This window comes from Paenibacillus sp. HJGM_3, assembly GCF_045062745.1.
Lineage (GTDB): Bacteria > Bacillota > Bacilli > Paenibacillales > NBRC-103111 > Paenibacillus_AA.
Map to the genome: position 1 here is coordinate 332,269 of NZ_JBJGED010000003.1, position 12,630 is coordinate 344,898.

The window sequence follows — 12,630 nt, forward strand, 5'->3', positions numbered from 1 at the left end:
ATGAATTTGAAACGGAACATGCTGCAATGGTTGGCGATCGGATTGGCGGCGGTACTGCTGTTGACCGGGTGGGGGGGCGTGCTTCCCGTCGATCGGGTTTATGCGGACAACACAACCTACTATATTGATTCCGCGGATGGGAACGACAGCAACAACGGAACGAGCGAAGCGACAGCCTGGCGCAGCTTAAGCAAGGTGAACAACCGAAATTTCCTTCCCGGAGATCGGATTTTGTTCAAATCGGGCGGCTCCTGGTCAGGCTCTCTTAAGCTGAAGAGCTCGGGCTCGGACGCCAATCCGATCGTGGTGAGCAAGTACGGCGACGGCCCCGCGCCGGTTATCAACGCAAACGCCGACTACGCTGCCATCAATTTGGAGAATGTGCAGAATGTCACGCTGGAAAACCTCGAGCTGACGAACTTCAATCCTTCGAATCCCGATGATTACAAGACCGGGTATTACCGGAGAAGCGGGATTTGGATCAAGGCGTTTCACAACGGTCCGATGAAGAATATTACGATCCGCAACATGGATATCCACGATGTCACCGGGATGAATTTGACGGGCGAAACTACGACGACGACCACGGACGGCAAGGATAAGGGCGTGAACAAAAACGCCAACGCCGGTATCCAGATCGAGGCGTGGGAGTTTGAAACGGGCAGGCCCAAAGCGTATTATGACGGCCTGACGCTGGAGAACAATCATATTCATGATCTCGCGGTTATGGGGGTCAATATTGCGGCATTTTCGTCGGATGTGGCGTATTTCAACCGCAATGTGGCGATTAGGGGCAACACGGTCACCAACACCGGCGCGGACGGCATCGTTGTCGGGGTGTCGATCAATCCGCTCATCGAGCATAACGTCAGCTTGGACGCCGGGGCTTTCGCTCCCGGTATCAAGTGGATTGCCGGCATCTGGGTTTGGAGAACCGACCGGGCGCTCGTGCAGTTCAACGAAGTCGGGCGTACGAGAGCCGAGATCAAGGCCGATTCCGATTCCTCCGCCTTCGATACCGATTTGGCTACGCGAGGCGACCATATTTTCCAATACAACTACACCCATGACAATGCAGGCGGCTACTTCATGGATATGGGGCAGCTCAAGAGCGGGATCAACATCCATCGCTACAACATCAGCCAGAACGATATGCGCGACGGCTGGCACAGCTACACGATGAACATCAACGATCCGGGGATTTATTACAACAACGTCTTCTACAACGATACGGGCGTCGGCTTTCAGATGAAAAACAATGCGAACGCCACGTTCCTAAACAACGTCTTCTACGTAACCGGGCCGTCTCCGGTAACCGAAACGTATCCGACGGGCCCTAAGTTCGTGAACAACGCGTTCTATGGCAAAGCCGCCCCGACACAAGGCAAGAACAACGTAGTTGGCGATCCCGGATTCGTCGATCCGGGCAAAGGCTCGGACGGGCGCAACACCGTAGACGGCTACAAACTGAAGCCGAATTCACCGTTGATCGGAGCGGGTACCGTGGTCGGCAATAACGGCGGGAGAGATTTCTGGAACAATCCGATCTACAGAGGATTGCCGGATATCGGAGCGTTCGAGGATGCGTCGGACGCCATCGCGGACACGACAGCCCCGGCTGCGCCGACTTCGCTCGCCGTGACCGATTTTACGGATTCGACCGTTATGCTGACTTGGAGTTCTATGGAGAATGGCGTGGAATTGGATGCGGATATTTACAACGCGGCGAACGATGAGCGGCTCGGGTCTGTGATCGCCAGTAATGTGGTTACCTTAACGGGACTCACGCCGGATACGGATTACAATTTTTATGTGGTGGCCAAGGACCGAAATTGGAACGAGTCCGTGTCGAGTACCAGTGTTGCCGTAAGAACGAAGAAGTCCATCATCGTCGACAATCCGTCTGTAACCGGTGCCTGGACGGCTAGTACAGGAAGCAACTCCTACAATAACAACTTTGTGAGAATTGCAGCCGGCTCAGGATTGAACACCGTTAGATGGACGCCGAATGTGACGATTCCCGGGTTTTACGCGGTGTACTACTATTTGCCGGATGGCGGCTCGAGTAGAGCGGGGAATGCGAAATACACGGTCACTACTTCCGCCGGTTCCAAAACGTATCAAGCTGATCAACGGCCGGTAAGAGGCGGCACCTGGAACATCATGGGCATTCATACATTCAACGCAGGAACCTCCAGCTACATTCAGCTGAGCGATGCTGCCAATGGCGAGGTCGTAGCCGATGCGGTTAAGCTCGTCTACTTGGACGGCTTCGGCTTGGACGATATCGTGAGCATCCAACTGTTCGCCGAGAAGCTGCAGCTGCGCGCAGGCGAAACGACGAGAATCTCGGTAACCGGTACCGACAGCGAGGGGCTGATGGTGGAGCTGCCTACCGATTCCGCGGAGCTGAGCTATTCCATCGATCATCCAACGATTGCTTCGATTAACGGTGGAGTGGTATCCGGGCTTTCCGACGGCTCAACTCGTTACCATGCCACATTCAGCTATAACGGCCGCACCGTCGAAAGCAACTCCGTAGAAGTCATCGTCGGACCGATGGTGTCCATTGAGACGCCGGTCTTCACCGATGCCGCCGGACAGGTAGTCAGCGCGATTGCGGCCGGTACGATTAACGTCTCCTCGCGAGTGATCAACAGCTCGGAGAAGCATATGAATGCGACTCTGATCGTGGCCTTGTATTCACCGGCCGGCTTGGTGGAGTTCAAGAGCCAGGAAATCGTCTTGAACAAGTACGATAACAGTACTTTGTCCCTGTCCGTCACCGTGCCAGAATCCGCCGCAGGGCATTCCGTGAAAGCCTTCATCTGGGATAACCTTAACGACATGACGCCTTTGGCGGAGTCGGTTGTGCTGCAATAAGGAACTGACAAACTAACCAGCTGAGCTCTTCCGGCTCTAAGAGGCTGCTCTCGTTAGTAACCACTAGACCGACCAATTTGACACAATTTTAGTCTCAATGGTAACCATTACACACAGTGAGTGTTGGATGGTTACCATTGAGACCGATTATAGCTACAACTGAGACATTGGTATCGTTTGTCGATGAAAATCGCTAGGATTAGCGCTTCCGCTTACACTTCCCTCAGCGGATCGTTTTCCTTATAGGCTCTCACCCTCGCTTTAACCGTTCGGGCATATTCGGTCGGTGTTGACCCGGTCTCACGCTTGAACACCTTCGAGAAGTAATGCACGCTGCTGAACCCCAAATGCCGCGATATCTCGGTAAAATTGCTATTGTCCTCCCGGATGAGCATCCTGGCTCGTTCGATCTTAATTCTCATGAACGTCTCCATAATCGTATGGCCCGTTTCTTTCTTGAATTCGTCCTTCAGACGAGTTTTGGCGATATGGAGCGCCTCGCTCAGCTCATTAAGCGAGATCGACTCCCTGATCCGCGCCTCCATATAATGTAGAACGTTGCGCACAAGCTTCTGACTGCTCTTCTCTTTAGCGGCGGACGATAGATCGGGAGCGTGGTTCAGCCGAAGCGGCCGGAATTCGGACCTTCGCAGCAGCCGGATCAGGAACACGTTCAAATAGCTCTGCACCAACTGCTCACTGCCGATCGGAGCGTCCGGTCTTCGCTTCAGCGGATACGTAAAAGGAAAGGTAAACGCCTGCATGCCTTCCTCCACGATGAGCGCAAGCCAATTCCGTTCTTCGTCATTCAGCACAATGACTTGATTCTCAAACTGTTTCATAGCTTTGGATCTGCAGTCGAACGTCATCACAATGACGCTTGGCGCCGTTCCATGGAAAGCCGAGAACCGGTGAAATTCGTTCGGTTTATGAAAAATAATGCTGCCTTGCTTCAACGTATAGCGTTCTTCGTCAGCCACATATTCGATTTCCCCTTTGTCGACATACAGAAACTCCCAGAAATCATGTTTCTCTCCATTAAATACGAAATCTTTGCCGAATTCGAAATAATACATCGTGATTAGCTTATGGATCACAATCGCAGGGGTAAGACGCGTGCGGACCGTATACATATCGGGCAGTCTCCTTATGCATGTTATGTAAATCATAGTCTCGTTCGGTCCTGCTAGCAAGCGAAATGATCGGCGTCAGAGACAAAAAATCTGGCCTCAGGTACAAAGCCATCATACGTCGGTTTTTTTATAATGGGGGAGTAAATCAATTACTAGGCAATGGGGGAGAGGACCATGAATATAGGAGTTATCGGATACGGAAAACGCATTTCCCATGTCATTGAGGCACTGAAGAAGGAGCATCCCGAAGCTCAAATAGCGGCAGTAGTAGACATTCAAAATGACAAACAGCGCGAGCTCGAAAGCAGCGGCGGAAGGAAAGTACCCTTTTTTGAAACGACAGAAGCGATGTTAGCTGAATGCAAGCTGGACGGCGTCCTGATCGGAACACGCTGCTCGCTGCATACCGAAATGGCCCTTAAGGTATTTCCAAGCGGATTGCCACTCTATCTGGAAAAGCCGGTCGCCACAACCATGGAGGACCTTCGCCGACTTAAAGCTGGATATGAAGCCTCACGTTCGCAGGTCGTTGTATCTTTCCCGCTCCGCGTCACCAGTCTGGTTCAAACCATCAAGCAAATCGTCGACTCCGGTCAGATCGGAACGGTGGAGCATGTACAAGCCGTGAACAATGTGCCGTATGGCAATGTGTATTATCAGCATTGGTACCGGGATGAATCGGAGACAGGCGGGTTGTTCTTGCAGAAGGCCACCCACGATTTCGACTATATTCAATACGTGCTTGGACAGACGCCGGTCGCCATCTGTGCGATGAAGTCGAAGCAAATTTTCAAGGGCACGAAACCGGCTGGATTGAGATGTTCCGATTGCGAGGACAACCGGACTTGTTTGGAAAGCCCTCACGTCAAAAAAGCCCCACACTTTCATCCGGATTGGCAGTATTGCTGCTTCGCGGAGGATACCGGCAACGAAGATTCGGGCAGCGCTCTGATAGAATACGAAAGCGGCATGCATGTGTCTTACTCGCAAAACTTTTTTGCTCGAAGAAAGGCAGGTATGCGCGGGGCGCGTTTCTTGGGGTACAAAGGGACCATCGATTTTGACTTTATGACCGGGATCCTCAAAGTGTTGATGCATCACACGCCGAAGGTGGAGATCCACGAATTCAGTTCCGGGGAAGACCATTTTGGAGGCGATCACGAGCTCGTGCGCAACTTCGGAGATATTATGGCGGGCAGAGCCTCCTCCAAAAGTAAGCTGGAGGATGGATTGCTAAGCGCCTTAATGTGCTTGAAGGCGAAGGAGTCCGCAGAGACTCGAACGTTCCAAAGGATTACGTGGGAGTAGTTCATCGAGCTGCGCGCAACGGAGGAGGCCATCTATGTATAGATTTGAAAATCGCGTGGTTTTGGTTACCGGGGCGGGCCGGGGGATTGGCAAGGCAACGGCCGAACGGTTCGCTGCCGAAGGAGCCTCGGTAGCTCTATTGTCCAACGAATGGAACGATTTGGAGGAAACGGAAAAGGGGCTGCTCGCCAAAGGCTGCCGGGTAATGGCCATTCAAACGGATATTTCCCGTTCCGAGCAAGTTCGCCAGGCGGTCGATAGAGTAGTAGAAGCATTCGGGTACGTGGATATTCTCGTAAATAATGCAGGTATTGCGTGGGAAGAACCTTTTCTGGATATTACGGAGAGCCATTGGCGTCGTATGATCGATGTCAACCTGAACGGCATGTTTCTAGTGGCGCAAGCCGTTGCCCGACAGATGGTCGTACAGGGCAACGGAGGCGTGATCCTGAACATGTCCTCCACGAACGGAATCGTAGGCGAAGCGAATTATGCGCACTATAATGCCTCTAAAGGCGGCGTGGTTCTATTGACCAAAACGATGGCGATTGAGCTTGGCCCTTACGGGATTCGCGTCAATGCCGTATGTCCGGGTTACATTCAAACCCCTCTCTCCGATAGCATCGATGATAAGGAAAAGGCCGCCGAATATGTCAGAACGAAAATACCGCTTGGCCGAAGAGGGAAAGTATCCGATGTAGCTGGGGTCTTTGCGTTTCTTGCTTCCGAAGATGCCTCTTTCATAACGGGGGAATCTTTGGTCGTGGATGGCGGACAGCTCTGTTTTTAACGAACATACCATATTCAAAAGCGGGCAGGGTGAACTCATTGGATACTGTCGAGATGATTGAAAATTGGCTTCAGCAAAACCGGGAATGGTTGATTCGGATCGCAGGCCGACTAATCGCCATTCCAAGCGAGAATCGTCCACCGCATGGGGCGGAGCTGCCGGTGCAGCTTGTCCTGCAGGAGGAGCTGGAGGCGTTGGGGTTCGAATGTGAACGATACGACCTTCATACCGTAGAAGGGTTGCAAGCTCATCCCGCCTATTGGCCGGGACGCGACTACGGCGGACGGCCTAATCTTTTCGCCCGCAAAGCGGGAAAAGGAGGAGGCAAATCGCTCCTGTTCTCGGGGCATGCGGATGTCGTGATCGGCAGCAGGGGCGGGCGATTCTCTCCGTTTACCCCGATCGTGGAGGGGAATCGACTTTACGGAAGAGGCTCAAACGACATGAAAGGCGGCATGGCTGCGGTTTTGTTCGCGTTTCATTATTTGAAAATGCACAGGGTAGAGCTTAGGGGAGACGTTTTATTCGAAAGTGTAGTCGATGAAGAGATGGGCGGCGCTAATGGTACGCTCGCCGGAAGACTCGGCGGATTTCATGCCGATGCCGCCATTATCCCGGAGCCGAGCAATCTTCAGGTATGTACCTCCCATCTTGGAGGAGTAATGTGGCGAATTACGGTACACGGCAAGGGGGGAATGGGATTCGGCGGTGAAAAGGTGTGCAATCCTCTCTACGGCTTAGCTCGCATCATTAGCGAAATTGAACGATATCAGGAGGAGATGGAGAAATCGGCCCCGCCTAATACGCCGGGTCCTATTCCCGGAACGAAACCCAATGTTGTGCTTTCTAAGGTTCAGGCGGGCGACTATGAACCGGGAATGGCGGACGGGGTGCCGGAACGCTGTTTTTTGGAAGTTTGGGTCGAGAGCTATCCCGGTCAGACGTTTGACGATTTGGACCGGACCTTCGGCGGGCGTATTCGCAGCCTTAGCGAGCAGCCGGGAATGGAAACGTACCGAATGGAGTGGGAGCAGATCACTCGCTTCATTCCGGGGACGTATGCGGAATCAGAGCTTGCGGATTTGCTAGTCGAGCTCCGTATCAAGGATGGGGCTCCCGAAGCCAAACCCGAGATGGCTCCTTTTGCTTGCGATGCGTTTATATTCAACGACTATTCGACGACACCATCCGTCATATTCGGCCCCGTTGGCGAAAATGCCCACGCGCCAGACGAGTTCGTGGATCTGGACAGCTTGATGCGATTAACCAAACACTACATTCAAGCGATTCTGCAATGGTGCAGTCAAATGAATATTCCGGAAAAAGGCGGGAATGTCCAGTGAAAGCAGTAATCTACGAAGGACCTCAACAAATGAACGTGCGTCAAACGGTTAATCCAATTCCAACAGAGGATGAGGTTTTAATCAGAGTCGTCTATTCAGGCATTTGCGGATCGGAGCTCAGCGGTTATTTGGGGCATAATTCGTTGAGAACGCCTCCTATGATATTCGGGCATGAATTCTCCGGCATAGTGGCACAGATGGGCGAAAAGGCAGCCCGAGCCTACCCGCACCTCCGACCGGGAACGCGGGTTACGGCCAATCCCCTTATTACGTGCGGCCAATGTCAGGCTTGTTTAAGCGGAAACCAGCAGTTGTGTTCGGTCCGGCAATTGCTCAGTGCCTCACTGCCGGGGAGTAACGCGGAGTATGTGAAGATTCCGGCACGATTCGTTTATCCGCTCGAGGAGCACGTTACCTTTGAACAAGGCGCTTTTGTCGAACCGCTTGCTTGCGGAGTCAGGGTAGCCGAGGCCGCGAGGCTGAAGCCCGACCATCGCGTCATGATCATCGGAATGGGACCCATTGGCTTATTCGCCATGCAAGCCGTTCAGGCTCATGGGGTAAAGGAGATCGTAGCGGTGGATCGTAACCCTCAGCGGCTGGAGATGGCAGCTGAGCTTGGGGCCATCCCTCTTCATCCAACGGAAGAACACATCAAAGGGAGGGTTGGAGCAAACGGGTTCGATGTCGTCATCGATGCGGTAGGAGCCGCAGCTACCCGCTCGATGGCCGTCGAATGTGTAGGATTTGGCGGGAAAGTGATCTGGACCGGCCTTCATGAGGCCGAATCCCAGCTGCCGATTAACATGATGATCCGCAAAGAGATTTCCTGCATCGGTACTTTCGCCTATTCAGCCTCGAACTTTCAGACGGCGTTGCAGTGGATTGCCGACGGGCGGATTCGCATCAAGGACGAATGGGTGGTTAAGGCGCCTTTCGAGCAAGCATCGGAGTGGTATTCGAAGCTGGTGTCGAATCCCGGAAATGTGGCAAAAGTATTGTTGCACCCTTGACATGGCAATCTTGGACGAATCCAGCTGCAGCAACAAATGAGACTTATTATGTCTAAAAATGAGATCAGTATTTTAAGCCGTCAGATCAAACCCTTGATCTGACAGGCTTTTTTCATTTTTATGTAAACCTTGATCTAACTGGCTTCCATCGTTTTAGAGTCGATAAGATCAAGGCCACTAATATGATTATTGTATACAATATGATTTAATTATATATTATATTTACGGTGCACGAAAATAAGGTTATGCCAATAAACGGAAAATTGTGATGGTAGATTTGGGGGAGGACTTCTTGACGCTTCCATGCGAGTACATCTATATTGTGTGTAAGCGAATCGAGGATTTCAGCAGCAGTATTTAAGGGGGAGTAGTGGTGACGAAAGATATTAAATCGTACATCTACAAAGTGATAATCGTTTTGGCGGTCGTCTCCAGTATTCCTTTTTTAATTGTTAGCGCTTACAATATGAATTTGTTCGTAACCAAAACGGTCGAGCTTATCAATTCGAAAAACGAAAACGAATTAACTCGAACCGGCGCATTGATGGAAAGAACGCTTCAACAAATTATCGATTTCACGAATTCCATTACGCTAGACAGCCGTTTCGCCAATATTAGAACGGAATACGAACAATGGAAGGCGTTAGGGGATATTACCAACTTAGTTTATGCCAATCCCTATGTCACGGAAATCCTGTATTACAATGGTATTGAGAATATGTTACTTATCTCTAATTATGGAATTGAACGAAATCCCAGTAACAGTGCCATACCGTGGATCACCTCCGTTGCATCCGGGATGTCCTTATATGAAATCGAGATCGTACAGGGAAAGTCAAAACAAGGGGCCCATGTTGCGTCTATTGTTCAACGGCTTCCTTCTTCAAGAGGAGAGCAAAATTATTTCATTTATAATGTTAATCTGGATAAGATTTATGCTTCTTTTTTACAAGAATTGAACGTGAACGCCGAGCTGTATAATTATTTTCTTACAGACGCTAACGGTAAAATCATGTTTCATCGGGATTCGCAAAAATTTGGGATGAACCTTTCCGATCTCGAGCGGGATCCAAAGACCTTCCAAATGAACGACTATAGACTCAATGCCTTTAATTGGCGATTAATTAGCGAAGTCAATACGAAGCAGTTGTACGGGGATGTCGCGAAACTAAAGAATACGCTGATTATCGTGGTCTCGGCCGTTGTCGTCTTCATGCTGGTTCTTATCCTGATTGGATTCCGTGAGCTTTATAAACCGTTTTACAGGATTGTCCTGAGAATCAATGAAAACGAAGAACTGCTAAGAAAAACGCTTCTGCATCGTCTATTGATGGGCCAGATCGGAATTAATCCGGACATAGAAAGATTAACAAAAGCTTATGCGAGATATCATCTTGTGACCATCATGAAAATCCTACCATCGATAGATGAAATCGGCCATGATCCCGTACGCATGAGAAAATCGATTGTAGACGGTTTAGACGGGACATTCCGTTATGAAATGTTTGAAGAGACGAATGAAATGTACATCGTGTTGTTCCAACTGGAGCACGAAGACGTGAACCGTTTTACTACCGATCTCCTGCTCAGCTTCAAAGAAGACCTGCTGGAACGGTTGGAGATTAGCATCGGCGGCATTCATCCGCTCCATGACTTGCATAAGTCTTATCTCGAAGCCATGTATGCATACAATGTCGGGCGGATTTTTTCGCTTGATTCGAAGCTGTATTGCTATAATAAACTTCCGATGGATTACCATAACACGGCAGTCGAGACCCCGGCCGTTGAAGAAATGGAATTGGCTATTAAGCAGCAAAACGAGAGGAGCTTTACGAACGCCTTACATGCTTTGTTCTCCGAGCAAATTACGGTTGTCGAGTACAATTTGAATTTTTATACGGTCATTTCGCTTTTTCTGCGGATGTACGGACAGAACAGCTTGTCCTTCTTGGATGAATTGAATAAATTGATTGCGGAAAAGGGCAATATGAACGTAACAGCCGTCAAGCAATTTTTATTTTCCAAGTTCCATAACTTTCGGGAATATGCGGTCGATACGAAGGATTACATCCGCAAGATTGACGATTTCATCGCGGTTCGCTACATGGATAATTTCTCCCTCGACGAAATGGCGGACTATACCGGAATTAGCAAGCAGCACTTGATTCAAGTTTGCAAAAAAAGTTATAACCGGACCCCCATTGAATACCTGAATGAGTATCGAGTCGAAAAGGCAAAACACCTATTATCGAATACAAGCACGAAAATTGCGGAGGTCGGCTTGAAAACCGGATTCAACAGCAACAGCTACTTTGCCAGAGTCTTCAAGCAATATACGGGGATCACGCCGTCCGAGTACAGAGAGCTGCGGGTCAACCGCAATAGTTAAATCCGTTAGAACGAAACCGACTTCGACGTCGGTTTTTTGTTTTGAAATCGGGTTGTAATACAATATTCAACACGTTGAACAGCGGCGAAAAGCCCGTCGTTTCAACGATTTAAAATATTAGGATTGAATTGCGGGCAAGGGCTGTTGTAGGTTGTAGCTATCCCGGGGGCCGGGAACCAATAAGGAGGAATGAAGCGTGGAACAGAAGAGAATGCCAAGGCTATGGCTCTCAATCTTGATAGTGTCCGTCATGGCAACATCGACAGCATGCAGCTCGTCAAACACCAAGGATCCGAAAGGTACGGGGGACTCAACGCCGACCAAAGGCGCCCCTGTCAAAGTCGTAGGGCTGAATTGCAATGCCACTTTCGATCGGAAGACGCCGGAAGAGAAGCATGTGCACGATATACTTCAGGAAAAAACAGGCGCCGATGTCAACATCGTCTTCTCGGAGGCCGGCCAGTGCGTCACCAAGCGCAATCTGATGCTCTCCTCAGGCGAACAATTGGAATTCGCGGAAATGTCTATTACCGATGCGATTCAAGCTTACAATGACGGTGTCATTCTATCTCTCAACGACTTGCTGGATAAATACGGACCGAACTTGAAGAAAAACGTAGTGCCTGCCGCTTTTGAAAAAGTGACGTACAAAAATCAAATTCTGGGCATTCCGATTGAGACCCCTGTGATCACGCCAAACGCTTTGCAAATCCGAACCGATTGGCTTGCCAAGTTAAATTTATCGATGCCGAAAACCGTTGACGATTATGAAAAGATCATGGAAGCGTTTAAAACCGGCGACCCCGACGGAAATGGAAAGGCCGATACTTATGCCTTGTCGACCGGTTCAGGCGGGAGGATTGACATGTTGGAATATGTCTTCGCTCCATTCTTCCAGCCGGCAGCTACAGCATGGTGGAAAGATAGTGACGGCAAAATCAAACCGCCCGAGCTTCACCCGAGCTATAAAGACATGATGGCCAAATTCGTAGAGTGGAAGAAAAGAGGGTATATCTGGCCCGATATGGTGCTCTCTACGGCGCCCAAGCAGCAAGAGTTGATCGCACAGAACAAAGCAGGAACCGTGGCAGCCTCATTCTCGGGAACCATCATAAACGCGGTAGAGGTGCTTAGGAAAACGGTGCCGGATGCCCAATATGTCCCCGTCGCGTTAGAAGGCAAGGGGATCAATAAATTGCCTGCGGCCCCTGCCGCCACATCGGCCTGGGTCATATTCAAGAAAAACGCCAGTCCCGAAGCCGTCATGAAATATTTCGATTACCAAGCAACGCCGGAGGGGAGCGACTTGGTCTACTTCGGTGTTGAAGGCGAGAACTTCACTCGGGGAACGAACAAGCTGGTCGAATTTGTCGCAGACGATAAGACGGATCTGTCCAAGGCCAAATATTACGCCAAATACAAGACGGTGTTCATCAACTGGCCTGGAAGTCCCGTATGGCCCGCGAATACCTGGGTTCACCAAGAATACAACTTGAAGCGGGATCAAGTGCACAAGCTGCCTCGCTTTGACCCGATTGACGCCAAAGTGCTTTACGACACGTCCAAATGGAAATCCTTCTCCAAACTGACGGATCTAAATACGTATTGGTCCGAGCAGAAGATAAAAGTATTCAACGGAGAAATTCCGGTTGAGAACTGGGACAGCATTGTGAAGAAATGGCTGGAGATTGGCGGCCAACAAATGATTGACGACAAAAACGAGCAATTCGCCGCAGCTGCCAAGTAAGCGGATGAATGGGTTCATCTTCTG

8 protein-coding genes are annotated in these 12,630 nt (G+C 50.2%); 7 read left to right on the plus strand and 1 reads right to left on the minus strand.

Going from position 1 to position 12,630, the window contains the following annotated elements; genetic code table 11:
* Positions 1-6 precede the first annotated feature (6 nt).
* Positions 7-2,883, plus strand: coding sequence for a golvesin C-terminal-like domain-containing protein (locus tag ACI5FR_RS05490; protein ID WP_405451380.1), 2,877 nt, complete (start codon positions 7-9; stop codon positions 2,881-2,883).
* Between the two features lie 212 nt (positions 2,884-3,095).
* Here the strand turns inward: ACI5FR_RS05490 and ACI5FR_RS05495 are convergent, their stop codons facing one another.
* Positions 3,096-4,016 (minus strand): AraC family transcriptional regulator, encoded by a 921-nt coding sequence (locus ACI5FR_RS05495; RefSeq protein WP_405451383.1) that lies wholly within the window; start codon positions 4,014-4,016, stop codon positions 3,096-3,098.
* Between the two features lie 174 nt (positions 4,017-4,190).
* On the opposite strand from ACI5FR_RS05495, the gene ACI5FR_RS05500 reads away from it, so the two are divergent.
* The 6 genes from ACI5FR_RS05500 (at position 4,191) to ACI5FR_RS05525 (ending at position 12,606) form a co-directional block, all read left to right on the plus strand.
* Entirely contained in the window at positions 4,191-5,324 is a 1,134-nt protein-coding gene (locus tag ACI5FR_RS05500) for a Gfo/Idh/MocA family protein (RefSeq protein ID WP_405451385.1), read from the plus strand.
* A 34-nt stretch (positions 5,325-5,358) separates the two neighbouring features.
* Positions 5,359-6,114: an SDR family NAD(P)-dependent oxidoreductase gene (locus tag ACI5FR_RS05505; RefSeq protein ID WP_405451388.1), complete on the plus strand. Its 756-nt coding sequence runs from the start codon at positions 5,359-5,361 to the stop codon at positions 6,112-6,114.
* Positions 6,115-6,167: 53 nt separating this feature from the next.
* The gene (locus ACI5FR_RS05510) at positions 6,168-7,457 is read left to right on the plus strand and encodes a M20 family metallopeptidase (protein ID WP_405451391.1); all 1,290 of its coding nucleotides are present in this window, start codon (positions 6,168-6,170) and stop codon (positions 7,455-7,457) included.
* Positions 7,454-8,470 (plus strand): zinc-dependent alcohol dehydrogenase, encoded by a 1,017-nt coding sequence (locus ACI5FR_RS05515; RefSeq protein WP_405451393.1) that lies wholly within the window; start codon positions 7,454-7,456, stop codon positions 8,468-8,470. The genes ACI5FR_RS05510 and ACI5FR_RS05515 overlap by 4 nt, the downstream gene beginning before the upstream one ends.
* Positions 8,471-8,843: 373 nt before the next feature.
* Positions 8,844-10,859 (plus strand): helix-turn-helix domain-containing protein, encoded by a 2,016-nt coding sequence (locus ACI5FR_RS05520; protein ID WP_405451396.1) that lies wholly within the window; start codon positions 8,844-8,846, stop codon positions 10,857-10,859.
* A gap of 196 nt (positions 10,860-11,055) precedes the next feature.
* Positions 11,056-12,606, plus strand: coding sequence for a type 2 periplasmic-binding domain-containing protein (locus ACI5FR_RS05525; RefSeq protein WP_405451399.1), 1,551 nt, complete (start codon positions 11,056-11,058; stop codon positions 12,604-12,606).
* Positions 12,607-12,630 lie beyond the last annotated feature (24 nt).

Bases quoted from the DNA above. Each gene is read 5' to 3' on its own strand.
- ACI5FR_RS05495 (WP_405451383.1), bottom strand. From the start codon at position 4,016: ATGTATACGGTCCGCACGCGTCTTACCCCTGCGATTGTGATCCATAAG.
- ACI5FR_RS05500 (WP_405451385.1), top strand. From the start codon at position 4,191: ATGAATATAGGAGTTATCGGATACGGAAAACGCATTTCCCATGTCATT.
- ACI5FR_RS05505 (WP_405451388.1), top strand. From the start codon at position 5,359: ATGTATAGATTTGAAAATCGCGTGGTTTTGGTTACCGGGGCGGGCCGG.
- ACI5FR_RS05510 (WP_405451391.1), top strand. From the start codon at position 6,168: ATGATTGAAAATTGGCTTCAGCAAAACCGGGAATGGTTGATTCGGATC.